The 20,223-nt window shown below is 70.0% G+C and carries 14 protein-coding genes; 4 read left to right on the plus strand and 10 right to left on the minus strand.

The genetic code is table 11. The features are described 5' to 3' along the window. From I5I_RS02405 to I5I_RS02435, 7 genes are all read right to left on the minus strand, one after another. On the minus strand, positions 1 to 1,202 hold a 1,202-nt coding region (locus I5I_RS02405; RefSeq protein WP_051039439.1), incomplete at its 3' end, for a serine hydrolase domain-containing protein. Next, positions 1,202 to 3,652: a beta-glucosidase H gene (locus I5I_RS02410; RefSeq protein ID WP_036316078.1), complete on the minus strand. Its 2,451-nt coding sequence runs from the start codon at positions 3,650 to 3,652 to the stop codon at positions 1,202 to 1,204. The genes I5I_RS02405 and I5I_RS02410, both read right to left, overlap by 1 nt. Continuing rightward, positions 3,652 to 5,166, minus strand: a complete 1,515-nt coding sequence (locus tag I5I_RS02415; RefSeq protein ID WP_036316080.1) for a sulfatase family protein — start codon at positions 5,164 to 5,166, stop codon at positions 3,652 to 3,654. The genes I5I_RS02410 and I5I_RS02415 overlap by 1 nt, the downstream gene beginning before the upstream one ends. Then, complete coding sequence (locus I5I_RS02420; RefSeq protein WP_036316083.1) at positions 5,163 to 6,005, minus strand: ATP-binding cassette domain-containing protein; 843 nt, start codon at positions 6,003 to 6,005, stop codon at positions 5,163 to 5,165. Before I5I_RS02420 ends, I5I_RS02415 begins: the two co-directional genes overlap by 4 nt. Further along, positions 6,002 to 7,870, minus strand: a complete 1,869-nt coding sequence (locus tag I5I_RS02425; RefSeq protein ID WP_036316085.1) for a dipeptide/oligopeptide/nickel ABC transporter permease/ATP-binding protein — start codon at positions 7,868 to 7,870, stop codon at positions 6,002 to 6,004. The genes I5I_RS02420 and I5I_RS02425 overlap by 4 nt, the downstream gene beginning before the upstream one ends. After that, positions 7,867 to 8,808 carry an ABC transporter permease gene (locus tag I5I_RS02430; RefSeq protein ID WP_036316087.1) on the minus strand — a complete coding sequence of 314 codons (942 nt, stop codon included), beginning with the start codon at positions 8,806 to 8,808 and terminating at the stop codon, positions 7,867 to 7,869. Before I5I_RS02430 ends, I5I_RS02425 begins: the two co-directional genes overlap by 4 nt. A 63-nt stretch (positions 8,809 to 8,871) precedes the next feature. After that, complete coding sequence (locus tag I5I_RS02435; protein ID WP_036316088.1) at positions 8,872 to 10,407, minus strand: ABC transporter substrate-binding protein; 1,536 nt, start codon at positions 10,405 to 10,407, stop codon at positions 8,872 to 8,874. 191 nt (positions 10,408 to 10,598) lie between these two features. On the opposite strand from I5I_RS02435, the gene I5I_RS02440 reads away from it, so the two are divergent. Beyond that, a complete protein-coding gene (locus I5I_RS02440; RefSeq protein ID WP_051039444.1) occupies positions 10,599 to 11,300 on the plus strand; it encodes a TetR/AcrR family transcriptional regulator in 702 nt (233 codons plus the stop codon). After that, on the plus strand, positions 11,297 to 13,750 hold the full coding sequence (locus I5I_RS02445; RefSeq protein WP_036316090.1) for a glycoside hydrolase family 2 TIM barrel-domain containing protein: 2,454 nt from the start codon (positions 11,297 to 11,299) through the stop codon (positions 13,748 to 13,750). Before I5I_RS02440 ends, I5I_RS02445 begins: the two co-directional genes overlap by 4 nt. A 26-nt stretch (positions 13,751 to 13,776) precedes the next feature. Here the strand turns inward: I5I_RS02445 and I5I_RS02450 are convergent, their stop codons facing one another. From I5I_RS02450 to I5I_RS02460, 3 genes are all read right to left on the minus strand, one after another. Beyond that, a complete protein-coding gene (locus I5I_RS02450) occupies positions 13,777 to 15,129 on the minus strand; it encodes an MFS transporter (protein ID WP_036316093.1) in 1,353 nt (450 codons plus the stop codon). Beyond that, the gene (locus I5I_RS02455; RefSeq protein ID WP_112931889.1) at positions 15,126 to 15,575 is read right to left on the minus strand and encodes a MarR family winged helix-turn-helix transcriptional regulator; all 450 of its coding nucleotides are present in this window, start codon (positions 15,573 to 15,575) and stop codon (positions 15,126 to 15,128) included. Before I5I_RS02455 ends, I5I_RS02450 begins: the two co-directional genes overlap by 4 nt. A 65-nt stretch (positions 15,576 to 15,640) precedes the next feature. Continuing rightward, positions 15,641 to 17,260, minus strand: a complete 1,620-nt coding sequence (locus tag I5I_RS02460) for a DHA2 family efflux MFS transporter permease subunit (protein ID WP_036316097.1) — start codon at positions 17,258 to 17,260, stop codon at positions 15,641 to 15,643. A 59-nt stretch (positions 17,261 to 17,319) separates the two neighbouring features. Between I5I_RS02460 and I5I_RS02465 the strand changes: the two genes are divergently transcribed. Both I5I_RS02465 and I5I_RS02470 read left to right on the plus strand, forming a co-directional pair. Further along, positions 17,320 to 18,201: an alpha/beta hydrolase gene (locus I5I_RS02465; protein ID WP_036316099.1), complete on the plus strand. Its 882-nt coding sequence runs from the start codon at positions 17,320 to 17,322 to the stop codon at positions 18,199 to 18,201. Positions 18,202 to 18,354: 153 nt separating this feature from the next. Further along, positions 18,355 to 20,178 (plus strand): helix-turn-helix domain-containing protein, encoded by a 1,824-nt coding sequence (locus I5I_RS02470; RefSeq protein WP_148285471.1) that lies wholly within the window; start codon positions 18,355 to 18,357, stop codon positions 20,176 to 20,178. The last annotated feature ends 45 nt before the right edge of the window (positions 20,179 to 20,223 follow it).

Genomic DNA, 20,223 nt, shown 5'->3' on the forward strand with positions numbered 1-20,223 from the left:
ACCACGGCGCTGTCGTGGCGCAGCTCCGCGCGCAGGCTCGTGATGACCGCGGTCATGCTGTCGCTTCCAGAAGCACGCCGAGCTCGCGCGCCAGGGCGACGGCGCGCGGGTCGGCCCCCGCCGGGCCACCGTCCGCGGACGATCGTCCAGGCGAAAGTGATCCCGGTGTCGGGGTCGGCGCAGGCGAGCGCACCGGCCGCGCCGTCGTGACCGAACGCGCGGGGACCGCCGAAGGAGAGTTGCTGCGACGGCTTCTGGAAGACGATCGCGTGGGCCCGGTCGTGCTGGTGGAGCACCTCGTCGTAGCCACGGATCTGCTGCTGGCCGATCTGCTCGACGGTGTCGGCCGACAGGAACGGGGCGCGACCGTCGACGCCCGTGACGGCGGCGGCGAAGAGGCGTGCGAGCCCCCGCGCGGTGCCCGTGCCCGCGGTGGCGCCATGGCCGTACCGGTAGTTGCGGGGCGAGTTGGTGTGGTCGATGTCGCGGCTGAGGGCGCCGAAGACCACCGGGCCCAGCGCCGAGAACTGCGGGGTGCCCGTCGCCGATACGGGACGGATCATCGGGCGCAGCGGCGCGAACCGGTGCTCCTGGTCCTCCGGCAGACCGAGGTAGAAGTCGACGTCGTGCGGGGCGCGGATCTCATCCTCGTAGAACTCGTGCAGGGTTCGCCCCGTCACGCGGTACACCAGCTCGTCGCCCAGGCTGCCGATCGTGATCGCGTGGTAGCCGAACGCGCTGCCCGGGTACCAGTACGGCCGGGTGTCGGCGAGGCGTGCGGCCGCCGCGTGGTGGTCCCAGAGCTCGTCCCACGTCAGGGCTGTGGTCGCCTGCGGAAGCCCCGCCTGGTGCGAGAGCAGCTGGCGCACCGTGACGGCATCCTTCCCCTTCGCGGCGAATTCGGGCCAATAGTGCGCGACGCGCTCATCGAGATCGATGAGACCGCGTTCCAGGAGCAGGCCCACCGACAGTCCGATCGTGTTCTTGGTGACCGAGAACGGGATCAGCACGGACGTGCCCGTCAGGTGCGGGCCGCCCCACGCGTCGAGCACCGGCACGCCGCGGTGGAAGGCCGCGACCTGGAAGGAGAGGTCGTCGTCTTCGCGCAGGAATCCGTCGAGACGGTCGACCACCGCGGCCAGGCGCGCGTCGGCCGCGCCCTGCAGGTGGGTCGCGTTCACCGGGGACATCGTCGTCGTCATCACTCCGACACCTCCCAGGCGAGCGAGAGCGGCAGCTCTGCGACGGAGGAGCCGATGCGCAGCGTATACGTGCCGGCCTCGACGCTCCAGTGCTCACCGCTCCAGTGGGCCAGGCGTCGCTCGGGAAGGCCGATCGAGACGGTCGCGGATGCGCCGGCGTCGACGCGGACGGTCGCGAATCCGACGAGCCAGCGCTCGGGGCGCTCGATCGCCGAGCCCGGCCGTTCGGCGTACACCTGCACCACCTGCTTGCCGGAGCGCGCGCCGGTGTTGGTGACCGTCACCGCGACCTCGCCGCCCTCGCGGCGCGCATCGTCCCACGACCACGTCGTGTAGCCGAGTCCGTGGCCGAACGGGAAGGCGGGAGTCGCGTCGTCCTTCAACCACGCGCGGTAGCCGATGTGGATGCCCTCGGTGTAGCGCAGCACGCCGTCCTGCGGGGTCACATCCGTGACGGGGACGTCGGCCAGTGCGGCCGGCCAGGTGGTGGGCAGGCGTCCCCCGGGCTCCTGGGCGCCCGTGAGGATGTCGGCGATCGCGTGTCCGAACTCCTGGCCGCCGAAGTAGCCCTGCACGACGGCGGCGACCTCGTCGGCCCAGGGCAGGACGACGGGCGAGCCCGCGTTGACCACGACGACGGTCGGGGTGCCGGTCGCCGCGACGGCCCGCACGAGCTCGTCCTGCGCGCCGGGGAGGTCCAGGCTCGTGCGGTCGTAGCCCTCGGACTCGACGCGAGAGTTCGTCCCGACGACCACGACGGCGACATCGGCGGATGCCGCGGCATCCGCCGCCCGGGCGATCAACTCGGCATCGGGCGTGCGCTCGGGGGCGATGCCGACCGTGGCGCTGAGCGCACCGGCGAGGGCGCCCGCCGCTTCGCGCGAGAACTCGACGCGGACCGTGCGCGCCACGCCCGCCTCCACGGCGACAGCGGTCGTCAGCGACGGCGGGTTCAGGAACGCGGCGCCGAGGTCGGTGCCCTCGATGACGGGGCTGTCGTCGAGCACCAGCTCGTCGTCGACGTAGAGGCGCCCGTGGTTGGCACCGGCGAAGCCCAGCTCGATCGTGCCGGATTCGTCGGGCGTGAACCGCGTCTCGAAGATGACGGTGCGGCTCGCCTCGATGGGGGCGTCCCCGCCGAACCAGACGAGCGCCGTCGACCGGCGATCTTCGGCGAAGAGCTCGGTGCCCTCGGCATCCAAGAAGCGCACGCGCAGTCCCGGCTCTCCGGTGACGGGGTTCTGCAGCTGGGCGAGAGGGATCTCGGCGACGCCTTCCTGCACGAGCGCGCCGAGCTCGTAGGAGACCTCCACGCCGGGCAGGGCGGCGCGCAGCCCGTCCAGCGGCGAGACGACGTGCGCGGGGACGACGGTCGCGCTGCCGCCCCCCTGTGTGCGGGCATCACGGGCATTCTGGCCGATGACGGCCACCGACCGGAGGGACGCCGGGTTCAGCGGCAGGGTGCCGTCGTTGCGCAGCAGCACGGTCCCCGCCACGGCCGCCTCGCGTGCGAAGGCCGGGCCGTCGATCTCATCGGTCGCCGCCGGCGCGCTGTCGCCCAGGGCGCCGACGCGCTCGGCCAGCAGCAGCAGACGCAGCACCTTGCGGTCGAGGTCGGCCTCCTGGACCCGCCCGTCGCGGACGGCCTCGGCGAGTTCGGCCCAGGCGGGAGCCGGGCCGGGCATGGCGAGGTCCTGCGCGGCGGCGACCGCGTCGAGCGAACGCACGGCGGTCCAGTCGCTGATCACGACGCCGTCGAAGCCCCAGTCGGTGTTCAGGGGTGTCTCGAGCAGGTCGTTCTCGGTCATGGTCACGCCGTCGACGGAGTTGTACGAGCTCATGATGGTCCACGCGTGCGCGTCGGTGACGGCCCGCTCGAACGGCGCGAGATACAGCTCGCGCAGCGCGCGGTCGTCGACGCGGACATCCACCGTGAAGCGGTCGGTCTCGGAATCGTTCGCGACGTAGTGCTTGGGGCACGCCGCGACGCCGCGCTCCTGCATGCCCGCGACGTACGCCGCAGCCAGCTCGCCCGACAGCTGGGGATCTTCGCTGAAGCACTCGAAGTGGCGTCCGCCGAGGGGGCTGCGGTGCAGGTTGATGGTCGGACCGAGCACGACGTCGACGTTCTTGGCCCGTGCTTCGGCGGCCGCCGCGGCGCCGTAACGGTACGCCAGTCCGGCATCCCACGAGGCGGCCAGCGCCGAGCCGGACGGGAGGTTCAGCGACGGCTCGCGCTCATCCCAGCGGGGACCGCGCACGCCGGCGGGCCCATCCGAGAGCGTCATCGCGCGCAGACCGATCTCCGGCAGCGGCACCGTCGTCCAGAAGTCGGCGCCCTGGACGAGAGCGGCCTTCTGCTCGAGCGTCAGCTTCTCGAGCAGGGGGCGCAGGTGGTCGGCGGCGGCGGTCATGGAGGTCCTTCCGGGGGTGGGGGTGGTCGCGGTCATCAGGAGGATGCGCGGATCTGGGTGACGTACTGCTCGACGCGCGCCAGCAGCTCGTGGTCGTACGGCCCCCAGTCCGGTCGGGGGGTGTCGGGGCCGGTATAGGGCAGGTCGCGATAGTGGTCCTGGTACTCGCGAAGGGTCTGCTCGAGCTGGGCGCGCACCTCCGCGTACGCGGGATCGTCGGCCACGTTGCGCAGCTCGGCCGGATCGGCGACGAGGTCGTACAGCTCCCATTCGGGCTCGAACTCGGCCTTCGAGGCACCGGGCACGCCCATGCCGACCCCGTAGTAGTGGATGAGCTTGTGCGTCGCGGTGCGGACGCCGTAGTGCGCGGGCGCGGCGTGGATGGGGTCGTCGTGCTCCCAATAGCGGTAGTAGGCGGCCTCCGGCCAGTCCTCCACCTGTTCGCCGCGCAGCAGCGGGCGGAAGCTGCGACCCTGCGAGGTGGGCAGAGCGGATGCCGCGTCGATCCCGCACACGTCCAGGAAGGTCGCGGCGAAATCGACGTTGGTGACGATGCCCGCGCAGCGGCTCGCGGCCGGGATCTCGGCCGGCCAGCGGATGAGCATCGGCATCTGCAGCGACTCGTCGAACATGAGGCGCTTGTCGAACCAGCCGTGATCGCCGAGGAAGAACCCCTGGTCGGACGTGTAGACGACCATCGTGTTCTCGGCGAGGCCGCGCTCGGCGAGGTGGTCGAGCAGCCGGCCCACGTTGTCGTCGATGGACTGCACGCACTGCAGATAGTCGCGCATGTAGATCTGGTACTTCCAGCGCATGCGCGCTTCGCGGTTCTCGGGGCCGCGAAGGTGCGCCGGCACCTCTTCCTTCAGGTCGTCCGCCCCCATGTCGTCGGCGATCGTCATACGCACGCCCTGCACGGCCTTGCTGCGCGTCGCGTGGTCGTCGAAGAACGTGTCGGGCTCGGGGATCGTGCCGTCCGCGTAGAGGTGGCGGTGCTTCTCGTCCGGAACCCACGGCCGGTGCGGCGCCTTGTGGTGGACCATCATGCAGAACGGTTCATCACCACTCGTGGTGACCTCGTCGATCCAGTCGATCGCGAGGTCCGTGACGATGTCCGTCGCGTAGCCGGGGACCGGCCCGCTGCCGTTCTCGTCGATCATCTCCGGGTCGACGTAGTCGCCCTGGCCGGGGAAGATCTTCCATGCGTCGAACCCGCGCGGCAGCGCGTTGCCGTGCTCGCCGAGATGCCACTTGCCGAACATCGCGGTGCGGTATCCGGCGCCGTGGAGCACATCGATGAACGTCGGCACCCGGTAGTCCATCTCGGTCCAGATCGAGGAGACGCCGTTGATGTGGCTGTAGGTCCCGGTCAGGATCGTGGCCCGCGACGGGCTGCAGATGGAGTTCGTGCAGTACACGGCATCCATGCGCACCCCCTCCTGTCCCAGTCGGTCCAGGTGCGGCGTCGCGTTGACCGTGCTGCCGTAGGCCGAGATCGCATGGGCGGCGTGGTCGTCCGACATCACGAAGACGATGTTCGGGCGACTCATCGTGCGGCAGCCTCCGCGGTGAGGATCGCGCGGCGGGCGGCGCGGCGCTCCTCCTGCTTGTCGGGATCGGGGACGGGCGCGGCCATGAACAGACGCTGCGTGTACGGATGCTGCGGACGCGAGGTGACCTGGTCGCCGTCGCCGGACTCCACGATCTCGCCGCGGTACATGACGGCCACCCGGTGGCTGACGTGGCGGACCACGGCCAGGTCGTGCGTCACGAACAGGTAGGCGACGCCCGTCCGCTCCTGGATCTCGATGAACAGATCCAGGACGCGCGCCTGCGTGGACAGGTCCAGTGCGGAGACCGGCTCATCGCACACGATCAGCCGCGGGCTCAGCGCGAGGGCGCGGGCGATGGCGACGCGCTGGCGCTGGCCGCCGGAGAACTCGCGGGGAAGGCGACTGCGCGCATCGGCGGGAAGGCCCACCTGGTCGAGCAGATCGCGTACGCGCGTCTTCGCCTCGGCAGATCCGACACCGGCGACGGTGAGGGGCTCGGTGAGGATCTGCTCGACGGTCATCGACGGGTTCAGCGACGAGTACGGGTCCTGGAACACCACCTGGATCTGCGAGCTGAGCGCACGGCGCTCGCGCCGGCTCAGGTGCGAGATGTCCTGGCCGTCGAAGCGGATCGTTCCGACGGTGACGGGAGCCAGGCCCAGTGCGGCGCGCCCGAGTGTCGTCTTTCCCGAGCCGGACTCGCCGACCAGGCCCACCGTCTCGCCCGGCTTGATGTCGAGTGAGACGCCCTTCAGCGCGCGGAAGGGCTCGGCCCGGAACCCCTTGCCGGGGTACTCGACGACGAGGTCGGTGACCTCCAGCAGTGACGCGCTCATGCTCCGGCTCCGTTCGTGGCAGGGGTGAGGGGCCCGCGGGCCGGACCCTCGTCGAGGATCGCGTCGAGCAGCGTCTTCGTGTAGGGGTGTCGCGCATCGTTGAAGATGGCGCGCACGGGGCCCTGCTCGACGAAGAGCCCGTTCTGCATGACCGTCACGCGGTCGCACAGGTCGGCGACGACGCCGAAGTTGTGCGTCACGAGCAGCATCGCCATATTGCGTTCCGCCTGCAGATCGCGCAGCAGATCCAGCACCTCGGCCTGCACCGTCACGTCCAGAGCCGTGGTCGGCTCGTCCGCGATGATCAGGTCGGGGTCGGTCGAGACGGCGCCGGCGATGAGCACCCGCTGCGCCATGCCACCGGAGACCTCGAACGGGTACGCGTCGAACGTGCGCTTCGGCTGCGGGATGCCCACGCGCTCGAGCAGCCCGAGCGCGCGCTCACGCGCCTCCGCCTTGGACAGGCCCAGGTTCTTGCGCAGGGGCTCGACCAGCTGGCTGCCGATCGTGAAGGACGGATCGAGGTTGCTCATCGGCTCCTGAGGGATGTAGCCGATGCGCTTGCCGCGGACACCCGCGTAGACGCGCTCCGACGCATCGGCCAGCTCGGTGCCTTCGTAGACGATCGAGCCGGAGGTGACGCTGCCGCCGCGCGGGAGCAGCCCGAGCACGGCGAAGGCGGTCTGGGTCTTGCCCGAACCCGACTCTCCGATCAGGCCGTGCACCTCGCCGCGGCGGATGTCGAGCGAGACGCCGTGGACGACCTCGATGTGCGAGCCGTCGGGCTGGTCGTAGCCCACGTGCAGGTCGCGCACCTGCAGGATGGCGTCGCTCGCCTTGCTGCGCGTGTCTTCGGGGTGGACGATCACCTCGATGTTCTCGATTACGGGCGGCTCGTCGAGGTCGACCAGGTCGCCGCCGCCGGTACGCACCGATGTGGTGACCGCCGCGATCGATCCGGTCGCGGTCGTCACCGCGCGCCGGCGCTTGCGGCGCACGGTGACGGTGCGCTCCAGTTCGTCGCGCATGACGTTGGCGAGCAGGGTCAGGGCGATGCAGGTGAGTGCGATGGCCAGCGAGGGCCACAGCATGAGCATCGGCTGCTTGTAGATGCTCTTGAAACCGTCGTTGAGCATGGCGCCCCACGTCGGCACCGACGAGTCGCCGAGCCCCAGGAACTCGAGGCCCGACTGGATCGCGATCGCGATGCCGGCGATGATCGCCGACTGGATGATGATGGGCGCGCGCACGACCGACAGCACGTGCCGACCGATGATGCGGGCGTCGCTGAGGCCCGAGACCCGCGCGGCATCCACGTAGAGTTCCGCGCGCACGGCGGTGACCGAGGCGAAGACGAGTCGGAAGGAGCCGGGGGAGAGCAGGATGCCGAAGATGAACATCGACAGCCAGACGGACGGACCCAGGGCGGCACGTGCCGCGAGCAGCACCACCATCGCCGGCAGGGCCATGTTCAGCTCTGTCACCCACGTGGCGACCGTGTTGAACCAGCCCTGGTAGTAGCCGGCGATCAGACCCGACACGACGCCGAGCACCAGCGCGGTCACCAGCGCCACGAGAGCGGCGGCGATGCTCGTCTGGGTGGCCAGCAGCAGACGCGAGAAGACGTCGCGCCCGGCGCTGTCGGTGCCCAGCAGGTGGTCGGCGCCGGGAGGGGCGAGGATCGCGCGGATGTCGGCGTAGTTCGGATCCTGCGGAGCGATGAAGGGGCCGATGATCGCGATCAGGATGACCAGCGCGAGAAAGCCCAGCGAGACCAGGCCGAGGGGGCGGCGCACGAGCCGGCGCATCAGCGAGACGCGCACCGGCGCGACGGGGACGGAGTTGGGAACGTCGACAGCGGTCATGACAGACGCACCTTCGGGTTGAGAGCGGCCTGAGCCAGATCGATCAGGAGGTTGACGATGACCACGATGATCGCGAAGACGATCACCAGGCCCATGACGGCGGGGATGTCGCCCTGCGTCGTCGCCTTGACGGTGAGCTGACCCATGCCGGGGATGGCGAAGACCTGCTCGACGATGACGGCGCCGCCCAGCAGACCGATGAACTGCACGGCGAGCACGGCCAGTGCCGGGCCGCCGGCGTTTCGCAGCACGTGCTTGTAGACGACGGAGGCACTGGACAGGCCGCGCGAGCGGAGCGTGCGGACGTAGTCGCGCGACATCGCGTCGATGACGGAGCCTCGCACCTGCTGGGCGACCGTGGCGATCGCGCCGAGGGAGAGCGCGACGATCGGCAGGGTCACCGAGGCCACCCACCCGCCGAACGAGGTCGTGAGCGGCACGAAGCCGGTGGCCTTGAACCAGTGCAGTTCGATCGCGAACACGAGCACGAGGCCCAGGGCGATGAGGAAGCCGGGAATGGCGAAGCCGATGAGAGAGAGGAACTGCACGAGTCCGTCGATCCAGCCCCCGCGGCGCGCGGCCAGCACGCCCAGGACGACCGACAGGATGGCCGAGACCAGCGTCGCGCCGATCACGATCGAGAGGGTCACTCCGACGCGTCCGGAGACGCTGACGCTGACGAGCTCTCCGCTGAACCAGCTGCGGCCGAGGTTTCCCGTCAGCGCCGATGTCAGCCAGTCCCAGTACTGCACGAGGAGCGGGCGGTTCAGCCCGAGCTCCTCGGTCTTCTTGGCGACCGTCTCGGCGGTCGCGGTCTCGCCCAGGATTCGGCGGGCGATGTCGCCGCCGGCGGCGTAGAGCAGCACGTAGGCGAGGAAGGAGATGACGGCGACGAGGACGACGCCCGAGGCGATCCGCCTGAGGATGAAGCTGAGCATGGCTCTCTCCGGGTTCGAGCGGCGCTGTCCGCCTGCGGGTGCGCAGGCGGACAGCGCAGCGGGTCAGTTCTTCGGCGCGAAGCTGAAGATCGACGGGTAGGCGTTCGTCGGCCAGAAGTCGACGGTCGTGTTGGCGTCGGTGGCGAACGAGCCCTGAACGCGGAAGAACGGAGCGAACCAGGCCTGGTCGACCAGGTACTTGTTCAGGTCCTTGAGCGCCTGGGTGGCCTCGTCCGTGCTGCCGAACTGGATCGTCTTGATGAAGGCGTCGATCTTGGGGTCTTCGGCCTTGAACGGGTTGAAGGTCGCGCCCGGAGCGATCATGAAGTTGATCAGCTGCCAGTCGGGGTCCTGCTGCAGCGCCATCCAGGTGGCGGGGAACTTCGGGGTCAGCATGTCGCTGATGAAGTTGCCCGTGCCGCTTTCCGTGTACTGCACCGTGATGCCGATGTCCTGCAGCTGCTGCTTGATCAGGTCGAACGACGTCTGGAAGGCGGGCACCGACGGCATGTTGATGGTCAGACCGCTCGCGTAGCCCGCGTCGGCGAGGAGCTTCTTGGCGCCGGCCGGGTCGTACGCGTAGGTGCTGTCCAGGGCCGGGTCGTAGGCGACCGAGGACTTCGGGAAGACCTGCTCGGTGACGGTGCCGAATCCGCTCTGGAGGGACTTCAGCAGCGCCTCGCGGTCGAAGGCCATGTTGATCGCCTGGCGGACGCGAACGTCGCCGAGCGCCGGGTTCATCGTGCCGGCGCGGTCGAGCAGCAGCAGGCCCTGGAAGTCGAGTTCGTTGGACGCGATCGACCAGCCCGAGCCCTCGACCTCGCTGATCGTGGTGTTGTCCGCGATCTTCGCGCCGTTCGCCTCGCCGGCCTTGATGGCGTTGAGGATGGCGGTCGTGTCGTCGATGACGTTGACGGTCAGGTTGTCGTACTTGACGGCATCCTTGTTCCAGTAGTCGGGGTTCGCCTTGTACACGTAGGTCGTGCCGGTCACGGTCGCCGAGGTGTCCAGGATGTACGGGCCGGAGCCGACGGGGCGCGTGGCGACGTCGGAGTCGGAGAACGACGACGGCGCGGCGACGAGGCCCTGGGCGAGCGAGAGCGAGTTGAGCAGAGCCGGGTTCGGCGCCGGCAGCGTGATGGTGACGGTGTGGTCGTCGGTGGCCGCGTACTGGTTGCCCTTCATAGTGCCCGCCTGCGGCGATGTGCCGTCGCGGAAGCGCTCCATGCTGGCGACGACGGCCTTCGCGTCGACGGGGGTGCCGTCGGTGAACTTCGCGTCGGTGCGCAGCGTCAGGGTGAGGACGGTCTTGTCGTCGTTGTACGACCACTCGGTCGCCAGGTTGGGCTGGAGCTCACCCTTGGAGTCCTGTCGCAGGAGGGTGTCGAACACTGCCTCGAAGTACTCGCTGCGGTTGCCCCACTCGGCGCCCGCCCCGATGTCGTAGCTCGTGGGTGCGGCGATGGAGATGAGTGTGAGGCGGTCTGCGTGTGCGCCGCCTGAGCCGCTCTCGCCTCCGGACTCGCCGCCACCGGCGCAGCCGGTGAGTGCGAGTGCCGCGACGACCGCGAGGGCTGCTGTGGCCTTCCAACGGAACATCTTTGGTCCCTTTCTCGGGTGGGCGATACCCCTGCGGATCGCTCTGTCGGGGGACGCTAGCAGGAAATCCGAGTGCGCACTAGGTTTTTGGATCAAATATCGAGTGATCGCTAGGTTTTTGTTATGAGAGCGTGCACACTGGGGGCATCGGCGCCGACTCGCGGCGACCGGGATAGGGCACGATGGTCACGATGACCGACACGAACACACCGCGGCGCAGCCAGCGCGGCGAGTACGCGAAGAGCGAGGTGACGCGCGGAGCGATCCTCGACGCCGCGCTGGAGGTCTTCGCTCAAGGCGGGTACCGCGCCGGATCGCTGCGAGAGATCGCTCAGCGCGTCGGGATGAGCGAAGCGGGACTGCTGCATCACTTCAAGAGCAAGAGCACCCTGCTGCTGGCCGTGCTCGACCATCGCGACGAGCAGTCGCGTCAGATCGTGAACTTCGACGACGCCGACGGCGTCGAGACGTTGCGCGCGCTCGTGAAGCTCGCGCGGTACAACGCGTCGATCCCGGGTGTCATCGAGCTGTTCTGCACGCTGTCGGCCGAGGCGACGTCGCCGTCCCACCCGGCGCACGAGTACTTCCTGCGCCGTTACGAGTACGTGCGCGAGAGCATCACGGCGGCGTTCCGGAGGATTGCGGCAGAGGGGCGACTGATCCGCGAGATCGATCCGTATCGCGCGGCCGTCGCGACCACGGCGATGATGGACGGTCTCCAGGTGCAGTGGCTGCTGGATCCGACCTCCACCGACATGGCCGATGCCCTGGCAGAGTTCTTCCGGGGCTACGTGCGCGGGTACGACCTCGACGCGCTCGAGCAGTTGCTCGACGCGCGCGCCGCCGGATCGTTCCCGAGCGGCGAGGGCGCCGGCTCGGTACCCACGTCGTGAAGCGGGTTCCCTTCCACGTCGGCTGGACGGTCGGACCGAAGCTCGGCGCCTTCGAGAGTCGTGAGGGCGCCGCTGCTGCCGTGCCGGTCACCATCCCGCACGACGCGCTGCGCGACCTGCCGCGTTCCGCCGACAACGACGGCGGTGTGCATTCCGGCTACATCCCGGGTGGGGTCTTCGTCTACGAACGCTCCTTCGAGGTGCCGGACGACTGGCGCGAGCGGAGCGTGCTGATCGAGTTCGAGGGCGTGTACCGCGACGCCGTCGTGTTCATCAACGGAGACTTCGCCGCGCATCAGCCCGACGGCTACGCGGCCTTCGTCGTCGCCGCGGACGCGTTCCTGCGCTTCGGCGAGACCAACACGGTCACCGTCGAGGCGCGCGCCCACCGCGACAGCCGGTGGTACACGGGCGCCGGCATCTACCGGCCCGTGCATCTCATCGTGGCCGATCCGGTGCACCTGGCTCTCGACGGCACGACGGTGACGACCCCCGACATCGACGACGAACGAGCGATGGTCGAGGTCGCGACCATCGTGGAGAACCTCACGCGTCACACGCGCACGCTGCGGGTGCACTGGCATCTCGCGGATCCGTCGGGAGCCGTCATCGTGCAGGCGAACGCGCCGGTGACCGTGCTGCCCGGTGAGCAGGCGGTGGCACGGGCGCGCCTGTTCGTCGCGCGTCCCGAGCTGTGGTCGCCCGATCATCCCGCCCAGCACGAGGTGCGCATCAGCCTGGAAGACGCCGACGGCACGGTCGTCGACACGGATGCGGTGCGATTCGGCATCCGCCGCCTGCAGGTGGACGCGCGCCACGGGCTTCGCATCAACGGTGTGGGGGTGGATCTGCGCGGAGCGTGCGTGCACCACGACAACGGCGCTCTCGGTGCGATCACCCATCCCGATGCCGAGGATCGGCGGGTGCGGCTGCTGAAGGACGCCGGATTCAATGCGATCCGCAGTGCACACAACCCGGCCTCGCGCGCCCTGCTCGACGCGTGCGATCGACACGGGATGCTCGTCATGGATGAGCTCAGCGACGTGTGGACTCATGCCAAGACCGGGTTCGACGCGTCCGTCGGGTTCGCGTCGCGCTGGCCGGCAGCAGTGGCGGCCCTCGTGGCGAAGGACCGCAACCGTCCGAGCGTGATCTTGTACTCGATCGGCAACGAGATCCTCGAGCTGGCGACGCCGCACGGGGCCACCTGGAGCCGGCGCATCGCGGAGGAGTTCCGGCGGCTCGACCCGACGCGCTACATCACGAACGGCATCAACGGGGTCATCGCCAACATGCAGCGACTGCCCGAGATCCTCGGTGAGATCGCAGCGACCGACCCGAACACGATGATGGCCGGGCTCGGCGCCCAGATGGCCGCCGCGAACGCGTCGGAGCTCATCACGCGTTCGACGGAGGAGTCGGCGGCGGTGCTCGACGTGGTGGGCTTCAACTACGGCGATGCCCGATACGAGATGGATGCGGAGCTGTTCCCGGGGCGGGTCATCGTGGGGTCGGAGACGTTCCCCGATCGGATCGCCGACCTGTGGGATCAGGTGCGCAGGCTTCCGCACGTCATCGGGGACTTCACCTGGACGGGATGGGACTACGTCGGCGAGGCCGGCATCGGTCGCGTCGAGTACACGGACGTCGACGACTACCGATCGACCGGGACCGCGGGCCCCTTCCCGTGGTTGCTGGCGCGGTGCGGCGACATCGACCTCACGGGTCGGCGAACGCCCGCCTCGTACTACCGTCAGATCGCGTTCGGTCTTCGCAGCGAGCCGGCGATCGCCGTGCATCGCCCCGCACATCACGGGCGGCCGGTCGAGAAGACGCCGTGGTCGTGGGACGACGTGGTCTCGTCGTGGTCGTGGGGTGTCGAGCCGGGCTCGCCGGTGACGGTGGACGTGTACGCGGATGCCGAGGAGGTCGAGCTGCGCCTCATCGACGCGACCGGCGAGGTCGTGGTCGGTCGCGCGCCGGTGGGCGACCCGCGGCCGCTCATCGCCCGATTCGAAACGCGGTATCGGCCGGGCCGGCTTCTCGCGATCGCACGCCGGGACGGGGCGGAGATCGGGCGGGCCGAGCTGGCGAGCGCGGGCTTGCCGGCGCTGCGTGTCCGCGCCGAAGACCTCACCATCGCGGCCGACGGGGGCCTCGCTCACGTCGTCATCGAGCTGGCGGACGCGGACGGCATCGTCGCGTGCGATGGCGACACGGAGGTCACGGTCACGGTGGCCGGCGCCGGCGAACTCGCCGCGCTCGGTTCGAGCCGAGGTCGGACGACGGAGTCGTTCGCGGGACCCTCGCGTCTGACCCACGACGGGCGGGCGCTCGCCGTGGTGCGTGCCACCGGCGGCGGGGAGATCATCGTCACCGTCGATGCGCCGGGGTACAGCCCCGCCGCGGTGCGGGTCGTCGCGCAAGCGCCGGCTGCTCGGACGTCCTGATAGCGCTGCCGCAACGAGCCGCCGTGCTACCGCCGCGTCGGGTCCGGGAGGGAGATGGGCGTGGTTCCCGCCACCTCGTCGCTGAACTCCTCCGGCGTCACAATGGACAGGGGGCGGGTCTCGTCCAGCGACAGCGCAAAGCGGCGCGACTCGTGGCGATGCAGCCGGCCTGACCACAGCAGCCATCCGAAGCCGACGGCGAAGGCGACGAACGCCGCGGCGGCTCCGAGCAGAATGGCGGCGCGGGCACCGTACTCCGCGGCCACCCAGCCCACGATGGGCGCGCCGATCGGCGTTCCGCCCATGAGGATCGCCATGTACAGAGCGAGCACGCGCCCGCGCAGCGCAGGATCGGTCGTCGTCTGCACGTAGCCGTTCGCGGTCGTGAGCGTCGTGACGACCGAGAATCCGGTGAACATCAGGGTGATGGCGTACAGCCAGTAGTCCGGCATGAATGCCGAGACCGTTCCGACGACCGCGAACATACCGGTGCCCACGATCACGAGACGCATCCGTGCGCGATCGCGCCGAGCGGCGAGCAGGGCCCCGGCGAGCGAGCCGATGGCGAGGATCGAGCTCAGCAGCCCGTAGCCGTCGGCATCCCGTCCGAACTCCAGGGCCATCGTGGAGGCGAAGATCGGGAAGTTCATGCCGAACGCGCCGAGCAGGAACACCATCACGAACGTCACCATGAGGTCGGGGCGGCTGCCGACATAGCGGAAGCCGTCGGCCAGACGCGATGCCCCGGGCGCCGTGATGCGCGGCACGAGTTCCTCGGAGCGGATCAGCCGCAGAGCCACGATCATCGCGAGGAACGTAACCGCGTTGACCAGGAACACCCAGCCGGTGCCGACCGCGACGATCACGACGCCGGCGGCGGCGGGCCCGATCATCCGAGCGCCGTTGAAGGATGCCGCGTTCAGCGCCACCGCGTTCGAGGCGTTCTCGCGGTCGACGAGGTCGGACACGAACGCCTGGCGCGTCGGATTGTCGAACGCCGCCACGAGACCCAGCGCGAAGGCGAAGGCGTACATGAGGGGAAGCGTCATGACGCCGGTGAGGATCAGGATGCCGATGGTAGCGCCGAGCACCAGCAGCGAGCTCTGGGTCACCATCAGCAGCCGTCGCCGCTCGAACTTGTCGGCGACCCAGCCGGTCACGCTCACCAGCAGCAGGGGAGGAGCGAACTGCAACGCCATGGTGACGCCCATCGCACCCGCGTCGTTGTGCGTGAGCTGCGTGAGGACGACCCAGCTGAGAGCCGTGGCCTGCATCCACGCGCCGATGTTGGACACCAGGGCGCCGATGAACCAGACGCGGTAGTTGAAGACGGAGAACGAGCGGAACATCGCATTCGACGCGCGGGTGGGCGAGCTCATCGGGCGGCCACCTCCCGCATCAGCTCAGCCGCCGAGCGCAGCAGCTCGCGCTGCGCCGGCGTCAACGCGGCCAGGGCGTCTTCGAGCCAGGAGTCGCGCCGGCGGACGGTCTCGTCGACCACCGCGCGGCCCGAGTCCGTCAGCGCGATGTTGACCTTGCGGCGGTCGTCGGTGTCGGTCGTGCGGGTGAGATACCCGGACTCTTCGAGGCAGTTCACCGTACGGTTCATCGACGGCGCCGACACGCGCTCCCGGTCGGCGAGTTCGCCGAGGGTGTGCTGCCCGTGCACCGACAGCGCGGCGAGCACCGCGAACTGTGCATCGCTCATGGTGTCGACGGCCCGCTGGGAGCGAAGTCGTCGTGCCAGGCGAAAGGTCGCCATGCGCAGTTCGGCGGCGGGTGTGGACAGGTCGGGTGCGGCGGGGGCGGGCGTCTCGGTGCTCATGCTGGTACTTAGCATAGCTCATTAGTCATGCTAAGTATCGGGGATGCGGTTGTCGCCGCCGGTCCTCAGCTCTGCACGGACGGCTGCGCCGCGTCGGTCTCGTCGCGCCGCCGCTCGCGGCCCAGCGGAATCGTCGCGAGAAGTCCCACCACGAGGAAGCCTCCGGCGGTGAACGCCGACAGCCGTGTCGCGTCGGAGAACGCCGCCTTCGCGTCGCCGGCGATCGGCGCGGTCGCCGGGTTCGCAGCGAGGCCGGCGATGGCCCCGCCCGAGCTGTCGACCACCGCCGACACGATCTGATCGCGCTCCTGCGCCGGTAGTCCGCGATCGTCGAGGGATGACGACAGGATGCCGGCGGTGCCGGTGAACAGCACGGTGCCGAGGATCGCGATGCCCAGCGCCGATCCGACCTGACGGGCCGTCGACTGCGTCCCCGACCCCTGTCCGGACAGCTCGACCGGCACGTCCTGCAGGATGACCCCCGTCAGCTGCGCCGTCGCGAGGCCCACGCCGAAGCCATAGACGAACAGGGCGGGCAGCAGCCAGAGCCAGGCCGACTGCGTCCCGGCATCCCAGCCGACGACCAACCCCGCTGCGACCACGCCCACGATCTCGGCGACGAGGCCGGCGCGGACGATGAGCACGGCGCTGATCTTGCCGCTGGATGCGCCCGCGAACCCGCTGGCCACGAACGAGCCCGCGGCCAGCGCGATGAGGATGAGGCCGGTCTGCAGGGCGTCGAAGCCGAGCACGAACTGCAGCCAGAGCGGCAGGGACAGGATGATTCCGAATTCGCCGAGTGCGACGACGAGGGCGGCGATGTTGCCGCTGCGGAAGGTCGCGATGGAGAAGAGGCGGGGATCGAGCAGGGTCGGACGTCCTCGATGTGCCTGGCGCCGCGACCACGTCACGAAGCCCACGGCCGCGAGCAGCGCCATCGCAAAGACCACCGGCACGGGCGAGACGGAGAACGGCCAGCTCCAGCCGCCGATGGTGAAGGGGTCGTTGACCTCCCACCATCCGAGGGTGCGGCCTTCGATCAGGCCGAAGACGAGGGCGCCGAAGAGGATGACAGACAGGACGGCGCCGATCGCGTCGATCGTGGGAGCGTTCTTGGCGCGCGACTCGCCCACCGCCCACAGCACTCCGATCGCGATGATGACACCGAGCGGGATGTTGATGCCGAAAGCCCAGCGCCACGAGAACGAGGTGGTCAGCCAGCCGCCGAGCAGGGGGCCGACGGCCGCCATGCCGCCGATCGTCGATCCCCAGACGGCGAAGGCGATGCCGCGCTCGCGACCCTGAAAGGTCGCGTTCAGCAGCGACAGCGTGCTCGGCAGCATCATGGCACCGCCCACGCCCTGGATGAGACGCGCGAGGATCAGCAGGTCGCCCGTCGGCGCGAACGAGGCCAGCACCGATGCGCCCGCGAACAGGGCGACGCCGATCAGCAGCAGCCGTCGCCGTCCGATGCGGTCGGCCAACGACCCGAACAGCAGCAGCAGCGAGGCGAAGACGAGGGTGTATGCCTCCTGCACCCACTGCACCTGGGTGGAGGTGATGCCCAGGTCGTCCACGATTGCCGGAATCGCGACGTTGACGATGGTCGAGTCGACGATGATGAGCGCGACCGCGAGGCTGATGAAGACCAGACCGATCCAGCGGCGTGACGTGACGTCCTTCATGAATGGCTAGCTTATCTAGCAATATCCGGAATGCCAACCACCGGTCCTAGACTCGGGCCATGGCAGCAGTGCGGCGCGAGGAACGTTCCTTCATCGATCCTCACGGCATCCGCATCGTCTACGACCTCTACCAGCCCGACGGCGACGCCCCGCCCGTGCGCGGCGCCGTGCAGATCCTCCACGGCGTCGGGGAGCACGCCGGCCGCTACACGCACGTCGCCGAGGCCCTCACAGCCGCCGGATTCCTCGTCTACGCCGACGATCACCGCGGACACGGGCGCACCGGCCTGGAGCAGCACGGCGGTGATGCGAGCCGGCTCGGTCGACTCGGCCCCGGTGGGCTGAGGGCTGCCGTCGCGGCCTGCGCACAGCTGAGCGGCATCATCCGCGCCGACCACCCCGAGCTGCCCCTCATCCTCATCGGGCATTCGTGGGGCTCGTTCCTCGCGCAGATGCTGCTCGACCGGCATCCGCGGGACTACGACGCGCTCGTCCTCACCGGCTCGGCGCTGCGCTGGCCGGGATCCCTGAACTCGGGTGACCTCAACGCGCCGTGGGCGGGGCCCGAAGCGATGGGCTCAGAGTGGCTGTCCTCCGACCTCTCGGTCGGCCGCGCATTCCTCGACGACCCGCTGACCACCTCGGAACCGCTGGCGAAGCTTTTCGGGCCGCTGGACACGCTGCGGCTGATCGGCAAGCCCGCGAAGAACCTTCCCCGCGACGTGCCCGTGCTTCTCATGGTCGGCCGTGACGACACGGTGGGTGGACCGCGCAGCATCCACCGTCTCGCCGCGGCGTACCGGCGGCGCTCCGGCCTCACCGACGTCACGACGCTCATCTACCCCGACATCCGGCACGAGGTGTTCAACGACGTGACACGCGACGAGGTGATCGCCGACCTGATCGCATGGATCGACCGGCAGCTCCCGCCCTCGGGATAACGCCGCGCAGCGATCTTCGTGCGCGGCGACGCGTGGGGGAAACGGATGATTTCCGCATCGCGTGCGGTCTCCCCGTTTCGCGGCGCGCGCTCCCGTGTCAAGATTCCGGCAGAATCCGGCGTGAGCGCCGGTCAGTGCGGAGGAATGCACGCGATGGCGAGGAGCACGGACCGCGACCGTGAGCAGGCTCGGGTCGCTCTGGATGCGACGCTCGTGAGCGTCTTCTCCGGCGACGCCGCGGATCATCTGTCCCGCCTGCAGGGCATGCTCGACACCGTGGGCGCCGACCCCGATGCGGCCGAGTCGCGAACCGGGCTCGCCGTCGCTGCCGCGATGGCCGCGGTCATCGCCTGTCGGTTCGACGTCGCCGCGGACTATGCCGCGCGCGCGACCGATGCGGCCGTCGGCCTGTCGGCGGAGCTGACGCGCATGGTGGGCGCCGTCGTGCTGATGACCGACGCAATGGCGGGGACGGCGAATGCGTCTCGACGGGGGATCACGCTGCCCGCGCTCCTTCCCGGCGACTCCGGTCCGCGCCGCACGAGCGTGCGTGCCCGCCGCGATGACCTGCTGACGCGTTATCTCCTCGCCGAAGCCGCGCTCAGCGTCGCCGAATTCGACGTCGCCGAGCAGCTGATCGAGGGTGCCGGGCTCGCGCCGGGGCAGGTGAGCGCCCCAACAGACGACGGCGAACCCGATGCGGCGGGCGCGCCGCCGGCGCGCATCGACGGCGCCGCGCTGACCCTCCAGCTTCTGCGAGCGCGGCTCAGCGCGTTCCGGGGGCGCGCCGCCCAGGCTCGGGTCATCGGCGAGGGTTTCGCCGCGGCGGGCATCGCGGTACCGGAGCGCGCCTTCCTGGTGATCGACGCGATCGCCGCGTACGGTCACGCCCAGGCCGGCGATCGGCGCGCTTTCGAGCGCGCCGCCGCGGAGGTGCTCGCCCGTGCGCGCGACGACGCGAACTATCTGAGCGTCGGCTCCTGCCTCTACGTCGGTTGGGGCATGCGCACGCTCGGCCAGCTCCAGGCCTCCGCCGCGCTGCTCACCGCGATCGGCGGCCCCGGCCTCGCGCGCTGCAAGCTGTGGGATCGTGCCTTCGCGTCCGAGATCATCATCACCGCCGCTGCTCAGCGCGGTGATCTCTTGCGCGCAGAGGAGCTGCTCGCCGAGGCGACAGCCCTCAGTTCGCACCTCGTCGCAGCCTCCGCGGTCACCCGTGCGCGCGGAGCGATCGCGGCGATGCGCGGACGGCTCGAGGAGGCGAGATCCCACGCCGTCGCGTCGGTCCATCTCGACGAAGCGGTGGGTTCCGACATCGAGGCTCTGCGCGGGCGGCACCTGCACGCGAGTCTCGATCCCGACACCCGCCGCGCTGCCGCAGCCTTGCGCCGCATCGCGTCCGAGGCCGATCGGTTGGGGATCGAGTCGGTGAGGGCGCTCGCGGCCCGCGACTGGCGGCGCCTGTCGGCGAACGATCCCTCGATCGTCGGGGACATCAGCGTTCTCAGCTCACGGGAGCGCGAGATCGCGGCGCTGATGGCGGAAGGGCACAGCAACCCCGCGATCGCGAGGTTGCGATTTCTGTCGCTGGGCACGGTGAAGTCCCACGCCGCCGAGGTGCTGGCCGTCCTGGGGTTGCGCTCGCGGGTCCACCTCGCCGCCCTGCTCGCGCCGGTCGGCGACGAGGATGCCGCGGCGCATCTCAGCCCGCGCCAGGCGCAGGTCGCACGGCTGATCGCGGCCGGATTGCGCAATGCCGAGATCGCCAGCCGGCTCGGGCTCAGCGAGCGTACCGTCGAGAAGCACGTGTCCGCCGTGCTGGACCGTCTGGATGTGACCTCACGCGCCGCCGTCGCGGCGCGTGTGCCGCACGAGGCGGCGTCGCGTGAGAAGGACGCCGCCTCCGGCGAGCAGCATCACTCCGACGCCGAGGACGGGGCCGTTCACCGCACCGCCGCTGTCGGCGAGCCGGTGTGAGTCGCTCTCACCGTTCGCGGGCGCGGGCGCGGCCGCGGCCGGTGC

The sequence above is a fragment of the Microbacterium sp. B24 genome (assembly GCF_000333415.1).
Lineage (GTDB): Bacteria > Actinomycetota > Actinomycetes > Actinomycetales > Microbacteriaceae > Microbacterium.